The 21,013-nt window shown below is 62.9% G+C and carries 18 protein-coding genes; 3 read left to right on the top strand and 15 right to left on the bottom strand.

What is annotated here, in order from left to right; all coding sequences use genetic code 11:
• Positions 1-175: 175 nt before the first annotated feature.
• Positions 176-2,242 (bottom strand): excinuclease ABC subunit UvrB, encoded by a 2,067-nt coding sequence (gene uvrB / locus V8Z78_RS25285; RefSeq protein ID WP_280040855.1) that lies wholly within the window; start codon positions 2,240-2,242, stop codon positions 176-178.
• 175 nt (positions 2,243-2,417) lie between these two features.
• Between uvrB and V8Z78_RS25280 the strand changes: the two genes are divergently transcribed.
• Positions 2,418-3,614 (top strand): amino acid aminotransferase, encoded by a 1,197-nt coding sequence (locus tag V8Z78_RS25280; protein WP_003067573.1) that lies wholly within the window; start codon positions 2,418-2,420, stop codon positions 3,612-3,614.
• 190 nt (positions 3,615-3,804) lie between these two features.
• Here V8Z78_RS25280 and ygiD read toward each other — a convergent pair whose 3' ends face one another.
• Complete coding sequence (gene ygiD / locus V8Z78_RS25275; protein ID WP_349732394.1) at positions 3,805-4,731, bottom strand: 4,5-DOPA-extradiol-dioxygenase; 927 nt, start codon at positions 4,729-4,731, stop codon at positions 3,805-3,807.
• A gap of 274 nt (positions 4,732-5,005) precedes the next feature.
• Here ygiD and V8Z78_RS25270 point away from each other — a divergent pair, with 274 nt between their 5' ends.
• Positions 5,006-5,899 carry a CoA transferase gene (locus V8Z78_RS25270; protein WP_349732388.1) on the top strand — a complete coding sequence of 298 codons (894 nt, stop codon included), beginning with the start codon at positions 5,006-5,008 and terminating at the stop codon, positions 5,897-5,899.
• A gap of 174 nt (positions 5,900-6,073) precedes the next feature.
• On the opposite strand, the gene V8Z78_RS25265 is transcribed toward V8Z78_RS25270, so the two are convergent.
• The 4 genes from V8Z78_RS25265 to V8Z78_RS25250 all read right to left on the bottom strand — a co-directional run bounded on the left by V8Z78_RS25265 (position 6,074) and on the right by V8Z78_RS25250 (position 10,773).
• Positions 6,074-7,096 carry an aldo/keto reductase gene (locus V8Z78_RS25265; RefSeq protein ID WP_057092452.1) on the bottom strand — a complete coding sequence of 341 codons (1,023 nt, stop codon included), beginning with the start codon at positions 7,094-7,096 and terminating at the stop codon, positions 6,074-6,076.
• A gap of 247 nt (positions 7,097-7,343) precedes the next feature.
• A complete protein-coding gene (locus V8Z78_RS25260) occupies positions 7,344-8,300 on the bottom strand; it encodes a 3-hydroxyacyl-CoA dehydrogenase (protein WP_349732387.1) in 957 nt (318 codons plus the stop codon).
• Positions 8,301-8,311: 11 nt separating this feature from the next.
• The gene (locus V8Z78_RS25255) at positions 8,312-9,259 is read right to left on the bottom strand and encodes an alpha/beta hydrolase (protein ID WP_349732386.1); all 948 of its coding nucleotides are present in this window, start codon (positions 9,257-9,259) and stop codon (positions 8,312-8,314) included.
• A 53-nt stretch (positions 9,260-9,312) separates the two neighbouring features.
• Positions 9,313-10,773 (bottom strand): flavin-containing monooxygenase, encoded by a 1,461-nt coding sequence (locus V8Z78_RS25250; RefSeq protein ID WP_349732385.1) that lies wholly within the window; start codon positions 10,771-10,773, stop codon positions 9,313-9,315.
• A 230-nt stretch (positions 10,774-11,003) separates the two neighbouring features.
• On the opposite strand from V8Z78_RS25250, the gene V8Z78_RS25245 reads away from it, so the two are divergent.
• Positions 11,004-12,011 (top strand): AraC family transcriptional regulator, encoded by a 1,008-nt coding sequence (locus V8Z78_RS25245; RefSeq protein ID WP_349732384.1) that lies wholly within the window; start codon positions 11,004-11,006, stop codon positions 12,009-12,011.
• A 139-nt stretch (positions 12,012-12,150) separates the two neighbouring features.
• On the opposite strand, the gene V8Z78_RS25240 is transcribed toward V8Z78_RS25245, so the two are convergent.
• The 9 genes from V8Z78_RS25240 to V8Z78_RS25200 form a co-directional block, all read right to left on the bottom strand.
• Positions 12,151-13,110 (bottom strand): Gfo/Idh/MocA family oxidoreductase, encoded by a 960-nt coding sequence (locus V8Z78_RS25240; RefSeq protein WP_003067562.1) that lies wholly within the window; start codon positions 13,108-13,110, stop codon positions 12,151-12,153.
• 88 nt (positions 13,111-13,198) lie between these two features.
• On the bottom strand, positions 13,199-14,068 hold the full coding sequence (locus V8Z78_RS25235; RefSeq protein ID WP_003054198.1) for a class III extradiol dioxygenase subunit beta: 870 nt from the start codon (positions 14,066-14,068) through the stop codon (positions 13,199-13,201).
• Positions 14,069-14,071: 3 nt separating this feature from the next.
• Positions 14,072-14,521 (bottom strand): protocatechuate 4,5-dioxygenase subunit alpha, encoded by a 450-nt coding sequence (ligA, locus tag V8Z78_RS25230; RefSeq protein WP_003067559.1) that lies wholly within the window; start codon positions 14,519-14,521, stop codon positions 14,072-14,074.
• 81 nt (positions 14,522-14,602) lie between these two features.
• Positions 14,603-15,520: an amidohydrolase family protein gene (locus V8Z78_RS25225; protein WP_003067557.1), complete on the bottom strand. Its 918-nt coding sequence runs from the start codon at positions 15,518-15,520 to the stop codon at positions 14,603-14,605.
• Positions 15,521-15,550: 30 nt separating this feature from the next.
• Positions 15,551-16,540 (bottom strand): MBL fold metallo-hydrolase, encoded by a 990-nt coding sequence (locus V8Z78_RS25220; protein WP_081033982.1) that lies wholly within the window; start codon positions 16,538-16,540, stop codon positions 15,551-15,553.
• Between the two features lie 44 nt (positions 16,541-16,584).
• Positions 16,585-17,268: a 4-carboxy-4-hydroxy-2-oxoadipate aldolase/oxaloacetate decarboxylase gene (ligK, locus tag V8Z78_RS25215; RefSeq protein ID WP_003067555.1), complete on the bottom strand. Its 684-nt coding sequence runs from the start codon at positions 17,266-17,268 to the stop codon at positions 16,585-16,587.
• Between the two features lie 133 nt (positions 17,269-17,401).
• A complete protein-coding gene (locus V8Z78_RS25210) occupies positions 17,402-18,430 on the bottom strand; it encodes an amidohydrolase family protein (RefSeq protein ID WP_349732383.1) in 1,029 nt (342 codons plus the stop codon).
• Positions 18,431-18,469: 39 nt separating this feature from the next.
• Positions 18,470-19,867 (bottom strand): MFS transporter, encoded by a 1,398-nt coding sequence (locus V8Z78_RS25205; protein ID WP_003067553.1) that lies wholly within the window; start codon positions 19,865-19,867, stop codon positions 18,470-18,472.
• A gap of 161 nt (positions 19,868-20,028) precedes the next feature.
• A complete protein-coding gene (locus V8Z78_RS25200) occupies positions 20,029-20,721 on the bottom strand; it encodes a substrate-binding domain-containing protein (RefSeq protein ID WP_003067552.1) in 693 nt (230 codons plus the stop codon).
• Between the last annotated feature and the right edge of the window lie 292 nt (positions 20,722-21,013).

Raw genomic sequence — 21,013 nt, 5'->3', positions numbered from 1 at the left:
TACCTAGACGAGCACAGTCTCCGCCCTTACTCCGTCCTGTGATTAGGTTCAGAGCCCTTCTGTGAGGGAAGTTTGTTGTTGAGTGTTTGAGGCGAGTATATCACATTCCCCATCAATTTTGTCGGGTAACAGCGTGCACTCACGTAATAACCCCGAGATTTGCGAAGAAATATTCCTACGGTGCCGCCCCGAACAATTGCTGCTTGAGAAGCGAAAGCTGGTCTCGCACACGCGCTGCCTGCTCGAATTCCAGGTTCCTGGCGTGCTCCAGCATTTGCTTCTCCAGACGCTTAATCTCCTTGGCGATGTCTTTCTCCGACATATCCTCGACACGTGCCTGTTGTAGAGCCTGCTCCTGCAGACGCTCGGCCTCTTTGCCGCTTTTTTCGCTGTAGACGCCATCAATCAGGTCTTTCACCCTCTTGACAATCTGTTTTGGCACGATTCCGTTGGCTTCATTGAAAGCCATCTGTTTTTCGCGGCGTCTTTCGGTTTCGCCGATGGCTTTCTTCATGGACTCCGTGATGCGGTCCGCGTACAGAATCGCCTTGCCGTTGACGTTGCGCGCCGCACGACCGATGGTCTGGATCAGGCTGCGTTCGGCACGCAGAAAACCTTCCTTGTCGGCATCCAGAATCGCCACCAGCGAGACCTCGGGAATATCCAGGCCTTCGCGCAGCAGGTTGATGCCGACCAGCACGTCGAAGGCTCCCAGACGCAGGTCGCGGATGATTTCCACGCGCTCCACCGTATCCACGTCGGAGTGCAGATAGCGCACCTTCACGCCGTTGTCGGTCAGGTATTCGGTCAGCTGCTCGGCCATGCGCTTGGTCAGCGTGGTGATGAGCACGCGCTCCTCCAGCTCCACGCGCTGGCGGATCTCCTGCAGCACGTCATCCACCTGATGGATGGCCGGCCGCACTTCGATTTCGGGATCGACCAGGCCCGTGGGGCGCACCACCTGCTCCACCACCTGCCCGGCATGAGTCTTTTCATATTCGGCGGGCGTGGCCGAGACAAACACCACCTGGCGCATGCGCTGCTCGAACTCCTCGAACTTCAGCGGCCGGTTGTCCAGCGCCGACGGCAGGCGAAAGCCATACTCCACCAGCGTGGTCTTGCGCGCCCGGTCGCCGTTGTACATGGCGTTGAGCTGGCCGATCATCTGATGGCTCTCATCGAGGAACATGATGGAATCGCGCGGCAGATAGTCGGTCAGCGTGCTGGGCGGATCGCCGGGCTGGGAGGCCGAAAGATGGCGGGTGTAGTTCTCGATGCCCTTGCAGTGCCCCACTTCGCTGAGCATTTCCAGATCGAAGCGCGTGCGCTGCTCCAGGCGCTGTGCCTCCACCAGTTTGCCCATGCCCACGAGCTGCTTGAGGCGCTCGGCCAGCTCTTCCTTGATGGTCTCCACGGCCGCCAGCACCTTGTCGCGCGGCGTCACATAGTGGCTGCTGGGATAGATGGTGAAGCGGGGAATGTTCTGGCGCACCCGGCCCGTGAGCGGATCGAACAGCTGCAGGCTCTCGACCTCGTCGTCGAACAGCTCGATGCGCACGGCCAGCTCCGAATGCTCGGCCGGGAACACATCGATGGTGTCGCCGCGCACGCGGAAGGTGCCGCGCGAGAAATCCTGGTCGTTGCGCTGGTACTGCATGCGGATCAGCTGCGCGATCGCGTCGCGCTGGTTGAGCGTGTCGCCCGCGCGCAGCGTCATGATCATGCGGTGGTAGCTCTCGGGCTCGCCGATGCCGTAGATGGCCGAGACCGTGGCCACGATCACCACATCGCGCCGCTCCATGATGCTCTTGGTGCAGGACAGGCGCATCTGCTCGATGTGCTCGTTGATGGCGCTGTCCTTTTCGATGAACAGGTCGCGCTGGGGCACATAGGCTTCGGGCTGGTAGTAGTCGTAGTAGCTGACGAAGTACTCGACCGCGTTTTTCGGGAAAAACTCCCTGAACTCCGAGTACAGCTGCGCCGCCAGCGTCTTGTTGGGCGCAAACACGATGGCGGGCTTGCCCAGACGCGCGATCACGTTGGCCATGGTGAAGGTCTTGCCCGAACCGGTCACGCCCAGCAGCGTTTGGAAAGACTCGCCGTCATTGACGCCTTCGACCAGTTTTTCGATGGCCGCAGGCTGATCGCCCGCCGGTGGATAGGGCTGGAACAGCTCGAACGGCGAGTCCGGGTATTGCACGAAACGGCCTTGCGGCTCGGCATTCATATTTTGTTCTTGCATGATCTCATGTCCATGACGCATAGGGTAAGCGCGGAGTAGAATGGCAGCCCAACCCTCAAGCCTAACCTAGGCTGATGCGTTTTTTCGAGCACCGGGCAATGCCCTGCCCGTCTAACGCGCTCGGAGCAGTAGCTGGGGGTGACCTGACTTATTTCCATCCCTCAAGGATTTTTTCATGTCTCTGTTTACCGCCGTCGAAATGGCCCCCCGCGACCCCATCCTGGGTCTGAACGAGCAATTCAACGCTGACTCCAACCCCAACAAAGTGAACCTGGGCGTGGGCGTGTACTTCGACGACAACGGCAAGCTGCCCCTGCTGGAGTGCGTGCAGGCCGCCGAGAAGGCCATGATGGAAAAGCCCACCGCCCGCGGCTATCTGCCCATCGACGGTATTGCCGCCTATGACAACGGCGTCAAGGCCCTGGTGTTCGGTGCCGAGTCCGACGTGGTCAAGTCCGGCCGCGTGGCCACCGTGCAAGCCATCGGCGGCACTGGCGGCCTGAAGATCGGCGCCGACTTCCTCAAGAAGCTCAACCCCAACGCCAAGGTCCTGATCTCCAACCCCAGCTGGGAAAACCACAAGGCCATCTTCACCAACGCTGGTTTTGAAGTCGGCACCTACGCTTACTACGATGCAGCCACCCGCTCCATCGACTTCGCCGGCATGCTGGCCGACCTGAACGCTGCCGCTGCCGGCACCGTGGTCGTGCTGCACGCCTGCTGCCACAACCCCACCGGCTACGACATCACTGCCGCTCAGTGGGATGAAGTGATCGCCGTCGTCAAGGCCAAGGGCCTGGTCGCCTTCCTGGACATGGCCTACCAGGGCTTTGGCCACGGTATCGCCGAAGACGGCGCCGTGATCGGCAAGTTCGTGGCTGCCGGCCTGAACATCTTTGTCTCGACCTCCTTCTCCAAGAGCTTCAGCCTGTATGGCGAGCGCGTGGGTGCCCTGTCCGTGGTGGCCTCCGACAAGGAAGAAGCCGCTCGCGTGCTATCGCAGCTGAAGATCGTCATCCGCACCAACTACTCCAACCCTCCCACACATGGCGGCGCCGTCGTGGCAGCCGTGCTGAACAACCCCGAGCTGCACGCTCTGTGGGAAAAGGAACTGGGCGAGATGCGCGTGCGCATCAAGGCCATGCGCCAGAAGCTGGTCGACGGCCTGAAGGCTGCCGGCGTGACCCAGGACATGTCCTTCATCACCACCCAGATCGGCATGTTCTCGTACTCCGGCCTGTCCAAGGACCAGATGGTGCGCCTGCGCTCCGAGTTCGGCGTGTACGGCACCGACACCGGCCGCATGTGCGTGGCTGCGCTGAACAGCAAGAACATCGACTATGTCTGCAAGGCCATCGCCGCCGTGATCTAAGCTCACGATTCGGGGCTTCGGCCCTGAAGACCAAAGAGCAACGGACTTTCAATCCGTTGCTCTTTTTTTATGGCTGCTTCAGTGTCTACCTGATATTTGATAGCTGCCAGCGCTCTTCCCATATTGTTTTCAGATATAAAAGTATCTGAAAACATTGCGCATCAAACGCAGCAAGCTATCAAAATCTTGATCAGGCGCTCAGTCCCCAGATGGCCGAGCGCATGGACAGCGCCGCATACTGGTAGGCCGTGTTGAACACGCGCGGCGCTTCGCCCTCCTGCACGGCACCTGCCGCATACAGCAGAGGCAGATAGTGGTCGTGCGTGGGATGGGCCAGACGGGCCTGTGGCCCCCAGTCCAGAAAGGTGCTCAGATCCGCCAGATTGCCGCTGTCCAGCCGCTGCTGCACTTCGGTGTCGAACTGTATCGTCCAGTCATAGGCCTGGTTGTCGCTGGCACCGCGCTGCATGGCGCGCAGGTTGTGCACGATATTGCCGCTGCCCACGATGAGCACGCCGCGGTCGCGCAGCGCGCGCAGCTGGCGGCCCATCTCGAAATGCTTTTCGGGCGCCAGTCCATAGGGCATGCTCAGCTGCATGACGGGAATGCTGGCCTCGGGAAACATGGGCAGCAACACCGACCAGGTGCCATGGTCAAAACCCCATTTCTGGTCCAGCAGCAAGGCCGATCCGTCCAGCGGCGAATGCAGCTCGGCCGCCAGCTGTCTGGCCACCTCGGGCGCGCCGGGCGCCGGATATTGCTGGTCGAACAGCTCTTGCGGAAAGCCGCCGAAGTCATGAATTGTGCGCGGCTGGGCCATGCCGGTCAGCGCCCAGTCGGACTCGGTCAGCCAGTGAGCCGAAACGCAGAGAATCAGCTGCGGCTCAATGCCTTTGGCCGTCAGCTCCTGGCCCAGCGCCTTCCAGCTCTGGCGCCAGTGCGTGTCCTCGATCACATTCATGGGACTGCCGTGGCCGAGAAACATCACCGGCATGCGCGGCGAAGGCTTGAGCTGCTGCAACAGCTGCTCGGGCAACAGGGAAGAAGAAGTGGAGTTCATGGAAAAAGCCTTCCAGCCCCCGCCGGCGGCCAGCATGGAGGCTGCGCCCAGGGACAAAAGCGTACGTCTACGCATCTCGGTCAATCGAACACGCCCCTAGGGGCGTTTTTTACAGATAGGACAAGCTTGCCACATCGCAGCAGCGCCCGAAAGCATCGCCACCGCAACAGACTGTCCTGAAAGTGCCAGTGCCGGGGCCAGGCTTGCACTACAACAGCAGTTGCACAAGCACGACTTACGCAAATCAGACTCAAGCAAGGGCTTCGCCTCAAGGAAACCATCCTGATGCCACCCTGGCTTGCACAAGTCCAGACAAGGAAGACTCCCACTCATGCCAAGCACCGCCATTCAACCCCTGCAAGGAATTCGCATACTCAGCCTGGCTCTGAACCTGCCCGGCCCCGCCGCACTGTGGCGCTGCGCCGGCATGGGAGCCGATTGCCGCAAGCTCGAGCCTCTGGCACCCGGCGCAGGCCGCAGCGCCGACCCCATGGGCCTCTACTGCCCAGATGCCTACGCGCAGATGCATGACAAGGTGCAAACCCTGCAGGCCGATCTCAAGACCGCCGAAGGCCAGGCCAGTCTGCATGAGCAACTGGCTCAAACCGATGTGCTGCTGACCTCGTTCCGGCCCTCGGCACTGAGCAAGCTGGGCCTGGGCTGGGAAGCCCTGCAGCAGCGCTACCCCCGACTGTCGCTGGTGCGCGTGGTCGGCAGCGCGGGCGAACTGGCCGATGTCCCCGGTCACGACCTCACCTATCAGGCCGAAGCGGGCCTCGTGCACAGCACCGCCCTGCCCCCCAGCCTGTTTGCCGATATGGCGGGGGCGCTGATGGCCAGCGAGGCCGTACTCCAGGCCGTGCTCGTCAGCAGCCGCAGCGGGCACGGCATAGTGCGCGAGGTCGGTCTGGCCCAGGCCGCGCAATGGCTGGCCCTGCCCTGGCACTGGGGTCTGACCCAGCCCACGGGCGATGTCGGTGGCGCCCATGCGGGCTACCGCATATATCCCTGCGCCGACGGCATCGTGGCCGTGGCCGCGCTGGAGCCTCACTTTGCCCAGCGCCTGTGCGAAGCGGCAGACCTGCGCTTCGGCCACCCCACCGATATGCGCAAGCCCGAGATTCATCAGGGCGTGGCACGGTTTCTGGCCGCCCGCAGCTGCACGCAACTGATGCAGCTGGCCCAGGACAGGGACATTCCACTGCACGCCCTGCCCCAAACCTGAAGCAAACCAGAACCTGTTTACGCTCCCCCTCCGCGCTAAGGCCTTCGCGGGATGGAATGCTAGGGGGCGGCCCCCCGCGCGCGATACCGCAGCAATAGTGGTGCTATTGCGAGGATTTGCACGGCCGGCGAGGCAACGCCACAGACCGCCCCTGACCGGGTGTCCGCAAAGGCACTAGCCTGGGCGTTTTTCAAAGGCGTATTTCTCGGTATCGACCTCGCCCTGGCCTTGCAGCGCATAGCGGTCGCCGGCAATGGCTTCGGGCTTGAAGATGTCATCGAGCTCAGCCAGCAGCTCGGCGTCGAGATGGACGCGGCCACCGCGAATGTCTTCGTGCAGATGCTCCACGCTGGTGGTGCCGGGCAAGGCGATCACATGCTCGCCCTGGTGCAGCACCCAGGCGATGGCCAGCTCGGCCAGCGTGCAGCCAGCCTTTTCCGCCACGGCCTGCATGGGCGCCAGCAGGCGCAGGTTCTGCGCATAGGCCTCGCCGGCAAAGCGCGGCATGGTGGCGCGGATATCGCCCTTGACCAGGTTATCCACCTGCTGCAGCTTGCCGCTGAAGAAGGCGCGGCCCATGGGGCTGAAGGCCACATAGGCAATGCCCAGCTCCTTGCAGGCGGCGAGCGTGCCCAGCTCCGCATTGCGCGACCACAGCGAATATTCGCTTTGCAGCGCGGCAATCGGGTGCTCCTTGTGCGCGCGGCGCAGCGCATCGGCCCCCACTTCCGACAGGCCCAGTGCGCGAACCTTGCCCTCTTCCTTCAGGCGCGCCATCTCGCCCACCGACTCCTCGATGGGCACGTTCCTGTCCCAGCGATGCAGATAGTAGAGATCGATCACATCGGTGCCCAGGCGCTTGAGACTGTCTTCGCAGTTCTGGCGCAGGGTTTTGGGGCGACCGTCGATGACGCGGCGCATCACGCCGTCTTCGCCGCGCACGCCGGCCATGCCGCATTTGCTGGCCAGGGTGATGTGGTTGCGATGAGGCTTGAGCACGGGGCCGATCAGCGATTCGCTGGCGCCAAAGCCATAGAGTGCGGCGGTGTCGAACAGCGTCACGCCCGCATCCAGAGCCGCATGCAGCACGGCGTGCGACTGCTCGGTAGAGACGGGGTTGCCGTAGGCATGGCAGAAGTTCATGCAGCCCAGCGCGACATTGGCGACGCTGAATGGGCCGATTTTGCGGTTTTCCATTAACTTTCCTTAAGCATCCAAAGGCCTTCAACCGAACCAAGCGAGGGCGTAGGCCGCTATACAAGCTGGAGCAATATTATTCCAGCAGCCGCATTCCGGTTCGTCGATGGCCGATGCCAAGCCAAAATAATGTTCGCATCAAAATCTGTGCTCGCCAGGTGCCTGCCGGCACCGCCTTACTGCAGCGCCAGGCACAGGAGCACGGGCAGGACCGCATGCGCCGTCGCCGTCTAGGTGCACCAAAGGCTCAGGCGCTGGAGATACAGCGATCGACGATGTCGGATAGCTGCGACAGCGCCGGCACCGCCAGAAAGTCCGCTGCTGCATAAGCCGGATTCGGGTAGTCGTAATAGCCCTTGCCCGCCAGCATGCCGGTACGGCCCTTGTCCATCAACCGGGTCTTGACGTATTCGGCATTGGCTAGCTGCTGCGCATCGCCCTGCAGCCGGCCCCAGTAGGAGGACACGTCGTAGCAAGTCTTCATGCCGACGATGTCCATCATGCCGAACGGCCCCATGCGGGCACCGCGGTTGGCAATCAGGAAAGTGCGGTCCACGTCCTCGGGCGTGGCGATGCCCTGGGTCACCAGCGTCTGGGCCGCCTTGAGCAGTGCGGGGAACCAGGTGTTGATGACATAGCCGTTGTGCTCCACGGCGATGGGAATCGGCACCATGCCTGTCTCGATGCCAAAGCGGGTGACGGTCTCCAGCGTGGCCCGGGCCGTCGCCGCGTGCGGCATGATTTCCACGACATTGGCCGACCAGATGTAGTTGGCGTAGTGCAGCGCGCAGAACTTTTCGGGCCGGCCCGTGGCCGCCGCGAAATCGCTGGGCAAAAAGGTGGACGAATTGGTAGCGACCACAGTGTGGGCCTGAAGCAGCGGCGCCATCTGCTGGTAGACACCGGTCTTGACATCCGGGATCTCCGGCACGGCCTCGATGACCAGATCGGCCTTGGCCACAGCCCGGGCCATGTCCGTGCCAAAGGTCAGGCGCTGCCGCGTGGCCTCGATGTCGGCCTCGCTGGCACCAAGTTCCGTCAGATAGATGGCTGCGTAGTGCGCCTGTGCGGCGCGGCAGCGCTCCAGCGCATCTTCCGAGATGTCGTAGACGGCAACGGTTTTGCCCCTGAATGCGCTGTGCCAGGCGATCTGACCGCCCAGCACGCCCGAACCGAGGACGGTGAGGTGATTCACATGGGTCATCGCGGGCCTCCTCAGTGGGTTCTCGTTTTGAGCAGCGCAGCAAAGCGCTCGATGCTGTGCGTGATGATGGCCTGCGCGCCCGGCGACCAGCGGCCCATGTCGAAGAAGCCGTGGATCATTCCCGCACCTTCAATCAGCTCGGCCTGGCCGCCCGCAGCACGCAGCGCCTGGGCATAGGCCGCGCCCTGATCACGCAGCGGATCGAACTCGGCATTCACGATCACGGCGGGCGGCAGGTTTGCCAGGCTCTTGGCCTGCAGCGGCGCCAGGCGCGGATCCAGCGCATCAGGGCAGGTGCCGGCGTAATGGTTGTAGAACCAGGCCATGGTCTCGGCCTCCAGGAAATAGCCCTTGGCGTTCTCCTCGGCGCTGACGTACTCGGCGGCAGCGTGGTCTACCGCAGGGTAGATGAGAAATTGCGCAGCCAGAGGAATGCCCGCATCGCGCAGCTGCTGCGTCACCACGGCGCAGAAGTTGCCGCCGGCGCTATCGCCGGCCACGGCCACGGTGGCGTTGCCCCCCAGCTCATACGCATTGGCGACCACCCATCTGGCGGCAGCCACGGCATCCTCGATGCCTGCGGGGAAGGGATGCTCGGGGGCAAGCCGGTAGTCCACCGACACCACCACGGCCTGCGCGCCACGGCAGATCTCGCGGCACATGTTGTCATGGGTGTCCAGGTTGCCGATGACATAGCCTCCGCCGTGGAAATAGGCCACGGAGGGAAAAGGCCCAGCGCCCTCGGGCCGATAGATGCGCGCGGCCACAGGGCCTGCGCCGCCGGGCACGGTGATGTCCTGAACGCTGGCCACGGGCACGATCTGCTCCGGTGTGAGCGAGCCACGGGTCAGCGCCAGATAGCCGGCGCGGCCTTCTTCGGGCGTGCCGTCTGCGGTGGCTTTCCTGTTGGCAGCGGCCAGTTGCTGCAGGACGCCGGCCAGATGTGGATCGAGAGCCATGGTTGAAGTCTCCTGTCGTTATAAAGAGTGAGGGAACGGATACGGGGGCGGACCTAGCGATAGGCCAATGCATCGTCCTGCAGCGATGCGGCAGACAGAACCACGCGCTCTTCGGCGTACTCCAGGTCATGCCTCCAGGGCTGGCGGTCGCCCTGGCCGAACATGGCATCCTGCGCACGCAGCACATAGCCGGCGTTGAAGTTGTCGGCCTCTATCCATGACAGGCGCTGCATGCCGGCATCGGCTGAGGCTACGGTGGGCCGCACCTCGGCATGGCCTTGCTCGTGCATATGGGCAAGCAGGCGGCACACCCAGTCGCACACCAGGTCGCAGCGCAGCGTCCAGCTGGAGCGGAAGTAGCCCTGGGTGTAGGCCATATTGGGCACGCCCTCGATCATCACGCCCCGGTAGGAGATGCGCTCGCGAAAATCCACCGGCGCGCCATCCACGCTGAACGCAATGCCGCCGAAAAGCTTGAGATTGAAGCCTGTGGCAGTAACGATGATGTCGGCGTCCAGATGCCCGCCGCCCTTCAGCTGGATGCCGCTGGCGTCGAAGTTCTCTATGGTGTCCGTCACCACCGAGGCCTTGCCCTCTCGCATGGCCTGGAAGAAGTCGCCGTTGGGCACCACGGCAATGCGCTGCTGCCACGGGCGGTAGCCGGGGTTGAAGTGCTTGTCGATGTCGAAGCCCTCGGGCAGGTGCGAACGGATCTCGCCAAGCAGGAAGGCGCGCATCGCTTCGGGATACTGCCTGGAGGTCTGCACGATCTCGTCAGTGCGCGCGATAAAGGCGCGGCGCATGATCTCGTGATACCAGTCCTCGGGCAGGTTCAAAGGCTTGAGCAGCGGCACCAGCGGATGCTCGGACGCGGGCAGGAAAAAGGTGGGTGAGCGCTGCAGCATGGTCACATGGCCCGCATCCGGCGCCAGGCTGGGGATCAGCGTGGCCGCCGTGGCGCCCGAGCCTATGACCACGATGCGCTTGCCCGCGTAATCCAGGTCCTGCGGCCAGTGCTGCGGGTGAATGACCTGGCCCTTGAAGTCCTTGAGCGTCGGCCACTCGGGCGTATAGCCCTGGCCGTGGTCGTAATAGCCGGCGCAGACCCAGAGAAAACCCGTGGTGAAGGTCTGCACCTCGTCCGAGCCGCTGTGGGTGACTTCCAGTGTCCAGAGCCTGTCTTCACAGGACCATCGGGCCGATTGCACCTTGTGGCCGTAGCGGATCAGCGGGGCCAGATCGTTCTCCTCAATGGTCTCGGCCAGGTAGTGGCGAATCTCGTCCGCCGTGGCGATGGCATTGCCCGTCCAGGGCTTGAAGCCATAGCCATAGGTGAACAGGTCGCTGTCCGAGCGCGCGCCCGGGTAACGGTGCGTCCACCAGGTGCCGCCGAAGCCGTCCATGGCTTCGAGGATGGCGAGGCTGCGGTCCGCGAACTGCTCGCGCAGATGACGGGCCGCACCAATGCCGGAAATACCGGCGCCGATGATGAGAAAGTCAAAATGCTGTGCCATACCGGGTGTCTCCTGCTTATCTGCTGGGGCGTGAGCCGACAGGAATGAGCAGGGATCACGGCCTTGAGGTGAAGCTCCAGCGTGGGCCCGACTTGCGTCAATCGTGTCTGTCACGCAGCCATGCTAGGTCTAGCCCTCTGGCAAAACTTGTGTTTGCGCGACAGGATTTTGATGTTGCACGACATGCAGTACATACCCCGATGCCTGCCAAACACGCTGATTCCGCCGTCATGACCAGTGTCCGCGCCGCCTCGCTCGCGTGCTTTGAAGACCTGGTGCGCGCACAGGGCGGCGACCCCGCCGCCATCCTGCGCGCCTGCGGCCTGGTGCCGGAAGATCTGGCCGACCCCGAGCGCTACCTGCCCAGCCACGCCGTGGCCCTGGTCATAGAGGAAGCCGCCTGCGTGCTGGGCGTGCACGATTTCGGGCTGCGCCTGTGCGCGCAGCAAGGTGTCGAAACCCTGGGCCTGCTGGGGCTGGTCATACAGTCCGCGCCCACCGTGCGCGAGGGCATGATGCAGGGTGGAAAGTACGTCCACTTCCACAACCCCACCCTGAGCTACAGAACCTTCATGGCGCCTGACGAGGGGCTGGAATGCGTGGAAGTGCTGTCACGCCTGCCCTCCCACGCCTCCATGCCCCAGGGCACGGAAATCTGCGTGGCCTATATGTGCCGCCTGATCCATGTGCTGTCCGAAGGCGCGCTGCGCCCCGCGGCCATCCATCTGCGCCATGCCCCCGTGGGCAGCAGCGCGCAATACCGACGGCACCTGGGCCAGTTGCCGCGTTTTCGCTCCAGCTTTGACGGCATTGCCATCGACCCTCTGGCCTGGCGTCAGCCCATGCCTAGACACAACCGGCTGCTGCAGCAGTTTGTCGAACGTTTCTTGTTGGGAGCAGCGCCAGGCAGAGATACCGGCGTGACAGACCAGGTGCGCAGCGCGCTGGCCAATCTGGTTCGCATGGGCATGGCCGACCTGCCCTCGGCGGCACGCGCCCTAAGCCAGCACCCGCGCACCCTGCAGCGGCGCCTGCAGGCGGAAGGCGCCGCCTTCGAAGAACTGCGCGATAGCGCGCGCAAGACCTGGGCGGCCCAATTGCTGGCGCAGCCTGAGCTGAGTCTGGGCCATATCGCGCAATTGCTGGGGTATTCAGACCAGGCCGTGCTCACCCGCGCGTGCCAGCGCTGGTTTGGCCAATCCCCCCGTCAACTCCGCCATCGCTCCTGGGAGGGATAGCCTCGGTATAGGGTATAGGGCCTGGATTCGGGCAGGCAAAAGCCTGATCACGATCTCCCGCGACAGAGACTTTGCGCAATGAAACAAGCCCCCGCAGCCACAGGCTGCGGGGGCTTTCGTGCGGAGATGCGCCAGGCAATCAATCCGCGTTCAGTTGCTGCTCCAGGTCGTGCAAGACCTTGTAGCAGTTGAACACCTGCTGCACGCTGGAGTTGGGTTCGCGGCCTTCGCGGATGGCGGCGAAGAATTCGCGGTCCTGCAGCTCGATGCCGTTCATGGACACGTCAACCTGAGACACGTCGATCTTCTCGTCCTTGCCGGTGTACAGGTCGTCGTAGCGGGCCAGATAGGTGCCGGTGTCACCGATATAGCGGAAGAAAGTGCCCAGAGGGCCGTCGTTGTTGAACGACAGGCTCAGCGTGCAGATCGCGCCGTTGGCAGCCTTGAGCTGGATGCTCATGTCCATGGCGATGCCCAGATCCTTGTGGATGGGGCCTTGCACGGCGTTGGCCTTGACGATGGGGCTGCCGGCCTGGTAGGCGAACAGGTCCACGGTGTGGGCAGCATGGTGCCACAGCAGGTGGTCTGTCCAGCTGCGGGCCTGGCCCAGCGCATTCATATTGGTGCGGCGGAAAAAGTAAGTTTGCACATCCATCTGCTGGATGTTGAACTCGCCGGCTGCTATCTTCTTGTGCACCCACTGGTGGCTGGGATTGAAGCGGCGGGTATGACCCACCATGGCCACCAGACCGGTCTGCTTTTGCAGCTCGGCCACTTCCTGGGCGTCCTTCAGGGCATCGGCCAGAGGGATCTCGACCTGCACATGCTTGCCGGCCTTCATGCAGGCAATGGCCTGCTCGGCGTGCATCTGCGTGGGCGTGCACAGGATCACGGCATCGACCTCGGGCAGCGCCAGGCTTTCGGCCAGATCGGTTGCCACATGCTTGATGCCGTATTTGTCGGCCACTTCCTTGGTCTGGTCAAAACGGCGACCGACCAGGGAGACGACTTCCACGCCGTCGATGTTCTTGATGCCGTCCAGGTGCTTGATGCCGAAGGCACCTGCGCCAGCCAGCGCTACTTTGATGGTCTTGCTCATGATTGGGATCTCCGTAGAGCCGCCTCAAGGAGGCGAAGCCCCCCACAGGGGGCAGTGAATACGCGAAGCAGCGAACGTGGTGAAACGTTTACTGATTCTCGAGGATCAGATGGCCCACTGCGGTGTTCGATGCGGGCACATGGTAGAAGCGGTGCGCCACCTTGGGCAGCGGTGCGGGGCCGTCCACATCGGACATGGCGCCGCGCGCGATCAGCCACATCACCAGCTCGATGCCTTCCGAGCCGGCTTCGCGCACGTAGTCGATATGTGGCATCTGCGCCAGACCGTGGGGGTTCTCGACCAGCAGGTCCAGGAACTGGTTGTCCCATTCCTTGTTGATCAGGCCCGCGCGCGCACCCTGCAACTGGTGGCTCATGCCGCCCGTGCCCCAGATATGCACGTTGATGTCCTGGTCGTAGCTCTCCACGGCCTTGCGGATGGCGCGGCCCAGGTTGAAGCAGCGCTGGCCGGTGGGCACGGGATACTGCACCACGTTCACGGCGAAGGGGATCACCGGGCAGGGCCAGGAGCCGGTCTTGGGGTCCTGCTCGCCGCACATCAGCGACAGCGGCACCGTGAGGCCGTGGTCCACGTCCATCTTGTTGACGATGGTCAGGTCGAAGTCCTGCTGAATCACGGACTGGGCAATGTGGCTGGCCAGATCGGGATGGCCGACCACCTTGGGCACGGGGCGCGGGCCCCAGCCTTCGTCAGCGGGCTGGAATTCCGCAGCCGTGCCGATGGCGAAGGTGGGAATGCAGTCCAGGCTGAAGGCCGTGGCATGGTCGTTGTAGACCAGGAAGATCACATCGGGCTTGTTGTCCTTCATCCACTGGCGCGAGAAGTCATAGCCCTTGAACAGAGGCGCCCAATAGGCTTCCTGGGTCTTGCCCATGTCCATGGCAGCGCCGATGGCAGGCACATGCGAGGTGAAAACGGATGCGGTGATGCGTGCCATGTCTTAGTTGCCTTCCTTGTTCTGGTTGCCTGCGCTGCCCTGGGGTTGATGGTGTGCCTGCGCATCACCGTCCTCGCCCACATAGCGATTGCCTTCGGCAGAGCGGCCGCCGCCCATCATCATGGCGCGGTACTCTTCTTCGGTCATACCGGTCATGGAGCCAGCCATCTGCTGGAAGCTCTTGCCGTCGGTGGCGCCGATCTTGGCCAGGAAGTAGATATTGCCGCCGGTGCGCATGCACCAGTTCAGATCGCGCGCCAGCACGGCCTGCTTCTGCTCTTCGGTCATCGCCCACTCGTCGAGATAGGCACGCTCGTTGGCGCGGAAGCGCTCACGGTTCTCGGCCTTCATCAGGCTCATGCAGAACTGGTTGAGCCAGTAGCCCTTGCGGGACTGCTCGGCATCGAAAATGATGGTGCCGGGCACGTCCAGATACGGTTTTTCCAAAGCCATAAATTCTCCTCGTTACGGATGGCGCAGCCCATGCGACAAGGCTGCGGCCTGTTTCCGGGTGTATGTGTCGCCGGAACTCCGTCAGACCTCTTCGGGCCAGTACAGACGCATGGGGTTGTCCACCAGCAGCTTTTGCTGCAGCTGCGCGGTGGGAGCGATATGAGGAATGAAGTCCACCAGCAGGCCGTCGTCGGGCATGTGGTCCTTCAGGTTGGGGTGCGGCCAGTCCGTGCCCCAGAGCACGCGATCGGGGAACTCCTCGACCACGCGGCGCGCGAAAGGCACCACGTCCTGGTAGGCATTCTGCTCACCATGAAGGGCCTTGGGGCCGGTGACGGACAGGCGCTCGGGGCAGGAAACCTTGCTCCAGACATTCTGGTGCTCGCGCATGAACTTCAGGAACAGGGCGAACTCCTCGCTGTCCACGCCCTTGGTCACGTCGGGGCGGCCCATGTGGTCAACCACCACGGTGGTGGGCAGCGCAGTGAAGAAGTCCCACAGCTCGGGCAGATCCACGGCTTCGAAATAGATCACCACATGCCAGCCCAGCTTGGCGATGCGGCCGGCGATCTCCATCAGCTCGTCCTTGGGCGTGAAGTCCACCAGGCGCTTGACGAAGTTGAAGCGCACGCCGCGCACGCCGGCGTCATGCAACTCCTGCAACTCGGCATCGCTGATGGAGCGCTTGACGGTGGCCACGCCACGGGCCTTGCCGCCTGAGGACTTGCAGGCATCGACCATGGCGCGGTTGTCTGCACCGTGGCAGGTGGCCTGCACCACCACATTGCGCGCAAAACCCAGGTGGTCGCGCAGCGCATACAGCTGGGCCTTGCTGGCGTCGCAGGGGGTGTACTTGCGCTCGGGTGCGAAGGGGAACTCGTTGCCGGGGCCGAACACATGGCAGTGCGCATCCACAGCGCCGGCAGGCAGCTTGAACTGGGGCTTGCTGGGGTTGGCATACCAGTCCAGCCAGCCGGGGGTCTTTTCAAATTGGCTCATATCAATCCAGTCCTTATCTTGAAAAAGTGATCAGATCACCATCAAATCCTTGCCCACCACGGCATCGCCCTTGAAATGCTGGCGCACATCGGACAGCAGCATTTCGTCGGTGATGCTGGGGTCGTCGCCCGGCACGATGTGCGAGAGCACCAGCTTCTTGACGCCGGCGGCCGCAGCGATGCGGCCCACATCCACCGAGGTGGTGTGACAGGCCAGCAGATGCTCCTTGAGTGTGGCGGCATTGGGTACGCGCTTGACCATGGCGTCCACGGCGGGCACATAGATCACCTCGTGCACCAGCACATCGGCGCCCTTGGCCAGCTCGGCCACGGCCGGGCAGTAGGTCGTGTCGCCCGAGAAGACCACCGAGCGGTCCTTGGTGTCGAAGCGCAGCGCAAACGAGTCCGCGATGGGCGGATGAATATTGCGCACCGCCGTCACCTTGACCTTGTCGTTCTCCAGAATCACGCCGGGCTTGGAGAACTCGTGCGTGTTCACCATCTTGCGCAGATCGGGCTTGCTCTCGTCGGGGATGCGGATATCGATGTCGAACTTCATGGATTCCATGAAGGCCTTGGTCATCGCATCCAGCGTCGGCGGCCCCCAGACATCGACCTGGTTGCGCAGGCCGGCAGCCCAGGCCGAATACAGCAAGGGGCCGTACTCCAGGTTGTGATCCGAGTGCATATGCGTGATGAACACCTTGCTCAGACGCGGCAGCGCAATGCCGGCCTTGACCAGCTGGGCCGCCACGCCATAGGCGCAATCGACGACGAACGGCTCGCCGTCGATCAGCAGCACGCTGGCCGGGTTGGAGCGCTCGCCGCCCACGCGCGGGCCGCCCTTGGTGCCCAGCAGAACGAGCTGCGTGCCCTTGTTCCCGGCAGCGGCCTTGACAGCCTGCGCCAGCGCATTGCCGGCAGTACCCAGACCCAGTGCGCCGGCGCCAGCCAGACTGGCCGCTGCGGCGAGGCAGTGACGGCGCGAGAGGTTCACGGAAGATTTGAAGGAAGAGAACATGCGGTTGCTCCTGTTGTAATGATTTTTGAGGACCGATGTTCCGATTAGTCGATGTACTTGAGACCAGCCTTTTCCAGGGGCTCGCGCATCTTGTACATATCCAGGCCCAGAACGCCCGAAGCCAGCTTGGCGCGCTTTTCGCCTTCGAAGCTTTCGCGCTTCTGGGCGGCGGCCAGCACTTCCACGGCACGCGCGGCGGGCACGCAGACCACACCATCGTCGTCGGCCACGATCACGTCACCGGGCGTGACCAGCATGCCGGCACAGACGATGGGGATGTTGACCGAGCCCAGGGTGGCCTTGATCGTGCCCTTGGAAGAGATGGCCTTGCTCCAGACCGGGAAGTCCATCTCCTGCAGCGTCTTCACGTCGCGCACGCCGGCATCGATGATCAGGGCGCGTGCGCCACGCGCCTGAAAGCTGGTGGCCAGCAGATCACCGAAGTAGCCGTCGGTGCACTCGGCGGTGACGGCAGCGACCACGATGTCGCCGGGCTGAATCTGCTCGGCAGCCACATGCATCATCCAGTTGTCGCCGGGCTGCAGCAGCACCGTGACGGCGGTGCCGGAGACCTGCTTGCCGGCATAGATGGGGCGCATATAGGGCTTGAGCAGACCGACGCGGCCCATGGCCTCGTGCACGGTGGCGGAGCCCAGGGCGGCCAGGCCGTCAGCAGCAGCGCGGTCGGCGCGCTGGATATTGCGGTAGACAACTCCCAGTTCGTACATGGAAATACCTCTTTGCTTTGACGTTATTGAATCCAAAAAGTGAGCTGGTAGCACTTGTCATTCATCAGATATGAATAGTTTTCTTATTGAAAACCTTTCAGACCGTACGCTAGCAGCTCTCTTTTTTGAGAAGTTACAGCCCCTTGGCCTTCAGCGCCTTGTCCAGGCGCGTGAACACTCGGCGAGCATTGCCTTCGTAGACTGCGTGCTTTTCATCGGCCGTCAGGTTCTGCGTGGCTTCGATGTAGCGCTTGGTGTCGTCGTAGTAGTGACCGGTCTGCGGATCGATGCCGCGCACGGCACCGATCATTTCGCTGGCGAACAGAATGTTCTTGGTGGGAATCACTTCCGTCAGCAGGTTGATGCCGGGCTGGTGATAGACGCAGGTGTCGAAGTAGATGTTGTTGAGCAGATGCTCTTCCAGCAGCGGCTTCTTCATCTCCTGCGCCAGACCGCGGAAACGGCCCCAGTGGTAAGGCACGGCGCCGCCGCCGTGGGGGATCAGGAACTTCAGGGTCGGGAAGTCCTTGAACAGATCCGAAGTCAGGCACTGCATGAAGGCCGTGGTGTCGGCATTCAGATAGTGGCTGCCTGTGGTGTGGAAGCAGCTGTTGCAGCTGGTGGAGACATGGATCATCGCGGGGATGTCGTACTCCACCATCTTTTCATAGATGGGGTACCAGCTCTTGTCGGACAGCGGGGGCGAAGTCCAGTGGCCGCCCGAAGGATCGGGGTTCAGGTTGATGCCGACGTTGCCGTACTGCTCAACGCACTTGACCAGCTCTGGGATGCAGCTTGCAGGGTCCACGCCGGGCGACTGGGGCAGCATGGCGGCGGGAATGAAGTGGTCGGGGAACAGCTCGCTGACGCGGAAGCACAGCTCGTTGCAGATGGCGGCCCAGGTGCTGGAGGTCTGGAAGTCACCGATGTGGTGCGCCATGAACGAGGCACGGGGGCTGAAGATGGTCAGATCGGAACCACGCTCCTTCATCAGGCGCAGCTGGTTGGTCTCGATGGTCTCGCGGATTTCATCGTCGCTGATCTTCAGATCGGCCACCGACGGGGTCTTGCTCGGGTCCTTGAGGCCGGCGATCTGCAGATCGCGCCATGCGCCCAGGGCCGCAGGCGCCGTGGTGTAGTGACCGTGTACGTCAATGATCATCTTCAAGCTCCGTTAAAAATAATTCGTCAATCAAAAAGTTCAGTGCGCGCCGCCCAGGCCCAGCATGGAGGTGCGCGGTGCGCCGCCTGCATAGCGGTTCTTGACCAGCAGCGCCAGCGCGGCGATGACACCGGGAATGGCAACCACCATGAAGACCTGCGGCAGCTCCAGGTGACGGCGCGACAGCTCAGCCACCAGGAAAGAGCCTGCAATGCCGCCAAAGCGGCCGATGCCCAGCATCCAGGACACACCGCTGGCGCGGCATTCCGTGGGGTAGTACTCGGCAGCCAGCGCCTGCATGGACGACTGTGCCGCATTCATCAGCAAACCGGCAATGAATACCGAAGCCACCAGCATGCCCACGCCGCCGCCGAGCACCTGGCCGATGAAGGCCACGCCCAGGCTCGTCAGGAAGTAGCCCGTCGCGATGATCAGATTGGCATTCCAGCGGTCCATCAGCAGACCGACGAAGATCGCGCCCACGCCGCCGAGCTGGAACAGCGCAGCAATCACGGCCGCCTGGCTGGCGGGCACGCCCGCTTCCTTGAACAGCACAGGCATCCAGTTGACCAGGCCGTAGACGATCACCAGGCCCATGAAATACGTCACCCACAGGGCCAGCGTGCCGACCAGATACTTCTGCGAGAACACCAGACGCAGGCCCTGAGGACCCTGCTGTGCCTGGGCGGCAGCCTCGCCGCCGTCGTTCAGCACAAAACGCGCTGCATTGCGGGTGCCGGCGGCGATGCGCACCATCACCTTGCGCACGCGGTCTGCCGAGTAGTTCTTGAGCACCATGAAGCGCACCGACTCGGGCAGCATCACGATCATCAGCACGGCCAGGATCAGGGGCACCACACCGCCCACGATCAGCAGGCTGCGCCAGCCGAAATGCGGAATCATCCAGGCCGCGATAAAGCCGCCGAAGGCCGAGCCGATGGGGAAGCCGCAGAACATGCAGTTGGTAATGAAGGAACGCTTGCTGTCAGGGCAGTATTCGTTCATTAGCGTGATGGCGTTGGGCATGGCGGCGCCAAGACCCAGGCCGGTGATGAAGCGCCAGATGGTCAGACCTTGCAGATCGTGCACCAGACCGGAAGCAATCGATGCACCGCCCATCACCACCGAAGCGATGATCAGCACGGTCTTGCGGCCCACGCGGTCCGCCAGCGGACCCGCGCCCAGCGCGCCGAACGCCAGGCCGAACAGGGCCGCGCTCAGCACCGGGCCCAGATGGGACTTGTCGATGCCCCATTCGCCAAGCAGCGAAGGTGCGATGAAGCCGATGGCGGCGGTATCAAAACCGTCGAGCAGAACAATCAAAAAACAGAGGAAGAAAATTCCCCACTGGAAGCGTGAAAACGGGCTCTCGTTGAGCACGGTCTGCACATTGACGACCGCAGGGCCGGTGTTCTGTTTGCTAGTTTGCGAAGTCATATTTGGAATCTCAGTTGCCTCTCTTTGTCGCCTCTATCTCCTGTCTCGCGGCTGGCGCCAAAGCCTCAAAGGCATCTGGTACGTCCGTCACGAAAGGGCTATGACTGCCCTTTTGCTGGATGGGGTGTCAGTGCCAGGCCCCCGCCTGGACACGAATCAATTCAAGCGGGCTCCATGCCCTGGCGGCGCTTGGCCGCTTCGGCTTCAGGCGAAGCCATGAAGGCCAGCAGACGCTGCACGGCATCCGCATGTGCCGAGCCCGTCACAACGCCGGCAGAAAATACCGTATCGATGGCAATCGCGGCAGGCAGGCCGCCCACGATCTGTATGCCCGCAACATGGATCAGCTCGCTCAGTTGCTGAAAGCCCAGCGCAACTTCGCCCGAAGCAATCATGGAGCCCACGGGAACGCCGGGCCGGGCCTGCACGATGCGGGGCTTGATCTCGTCGGCAATGCCCCAGCGCTCGAACAGCTTTTGCAGTGCCACACCGCTGGGGCCGGTGGAGTAACCAATGCTGGGCGCGGCCAGCACGGCAGCGCGCACGGCCTCTTCAGAACTGATATCGGGCTGCTCCGCAGCAGCAGGCACGGCCACGGCAGTACTGGAGAGCACCAAGTCCACCTTGCTGCCTGCAACCACACGGCCGGCGGCCTGCAGCTTGTCGATGGCGTTGGAGGCCAGGAAGACCACATCAAAGGCCTCTTCACCGGACTGCACACGCTGCGCGGCATCCACACCGCCCACGGATTCGATCTGCACCGGCTCGCCGCCCTGGGCCTGCCAGGCTGCAACCAGATCCGCCAGGACCTGGCGGGTTGCCATGGAAGAAATGCCATTGAGTGCTGCGCTCATGCCGGAAGACTCCTGAAGTGGATGCCATGGCTGCCCCGCGATCTCGAATGCCGCGTCCCGGCCATCGAGGCCTTTCAAGCCACTCCCGTCACGCTGCGGGCAGACTGCACCGGCAGGACGGGGCGCTCGACAGGGCGTGCATCAGGGCAACCATCTAGTCAAAACGAATGAGACTATTGTCGGCAGCCCCGCGCCCTCCCACTAGGCAAGCCCTCCGCTAGCAGCTATGCCGCAAAGGCATAGCAAAGTGCTTGCTCATAACACGTATAAATACCTACAAACAAAGCGCAAA

The organism is Comamonas sp. wu1-DMT (genome assembly GCF_040187805.1).
Lineage (GTDB): Bacteria > Pseudomonadota > Gammaproteobacteria > Burkholderiales > Burkholderiaceae_C > Comamonas > Comamonas thiooxydans.
The sequence above is the reverse complement of the archived record's forward strand: the minus strand, read 5'-3'. Positions and strand labels throughout refer to the sequence as shown.

Excerpts from the sequence above, each read along its gene's own strand:
- uvrB (WP_280040855.1), bottom strand. The coding sequence starts at position 2,242 with ATGCAAGAACAAAATATGAATGCCGAGCCGCAAGGCCGTTTCGTGCAA.
- V8Z78_RS25280 (WP_003067573.1), top strand. The coding sequence starts at position 2,418 with ATGTCTCTGTTTACCGCCGTCGAAATGGCCCCCCGCGACCCCATCCTG.
- V8Z78_RS25270 (WP_349732388.1), top strand. The coding sequence starts at position 5,006 with ATGCCAAGCACCGCCATTCAACCCCTGCAAGGAATTCGCATACTCAGC.
- V8Z78_RS25265 (WP_057092452.1), bottom strand. The coding sequence starts at position 7,096 with ATGGAAAACCGCAAAATCGGCCCATTCAGCGTCGCCAATGTCGCGCTG.
- V8Z78_RS25260 (WP_349732387.1), bottom strand. The coding sequence starts at position 8,300 with ATGACCCATGTGAATCACCTCACCGTCCTCGGTTCGGGCGTGCTGGGC.
- V8Z78_RS25255 (WP_349732386.1), bottom strand. The coding sequence starts at position 9,259 with ATGGCTCTCGATCCACATCTGGCCGGCGTCCTGCAGCAACTGGCCGCT.
- V8Z78_RS25250 (WP_349732385.1), bottom strand. The coding sequence starts at position 10,773 with ATGGCACAGCATTTTGACTTTCTCATCATCGGCGCCGGTATTTCCGGC.
- V8Z78_RS25245 (WP_349732384.1), top strand. The coding sequence starts at position 11,004 with ATGACCAGTGTCCGCGCCGCCTCGCTCGCGTGCTTTGAAGACCTGGTG.
- V8Z78_RS25240 (WP_003067562.1), bottom strand. The coding sequence starts at position 13,110 with ATGAGCAAGACCATCAAAGTAGCGCTGGCTGGCGCAGGTGCCTTCGGC.
- V8Z78_RS25235 (WP_003054198.1), bottom strand. The coding sequence starts at position 14,068 with ATGGCACGCATCACCGCATCCGTTTTCACCTCGCATGTGCCTGCCATC.
- ligA (WP_003067559.1), bottom strand. The coding sequence starts at position 14,521 with ATGGCTTTGGAAAAACCGTATCTGGACGTGCCCGGCACCATCATTTTC.
- V8Z78_RS25225 (WP_003067557.1), bottom strand. The coding sequence starts at position 15,520 with ATGAGCCAATTTGAAAAGACCCCCGGCTGGCTGGACTGGTATGCCAAC.
- V8Z78_RS25220 (WP_081033982.1), bottom strand. The coding sequence starts at position 16,540 with ATGTTCTCTTCCTTCAAATCTTCCGTGAACCTCTCGCGCCGTCACTGC.
- ligK (WP_003067555.1), bottom strand. The coding sequence starts at position 17,268 with ATGTACGAACTGGGAGTTGTCTACCGCAATATCCAGCGCGCCGACCGC.
- V8Z78_RS25210 (WP_349732383.1), bottom strand. The coding sequence starts at position 18,430 with ATGATCATTGACGTACACGGTCACTACACCACGGCGCCTGCGGCCCTG.
- V8Z78_RS25205 (WP_003067553.1), bottom strand. The coding sequence starts at position 19,867 with ATGACTTCGCAAACTAGCAAACAGAACACCGGCCCTGCGGTCGTCAAT.
- V8Z78_RS25200 (WP_003067552.1), bottom strand. The coding sequence starts at position 20,721 with ATGAGCGCAGCACTCAATGGCATTTCTTCCATGGCAACCCGCCAGGTC.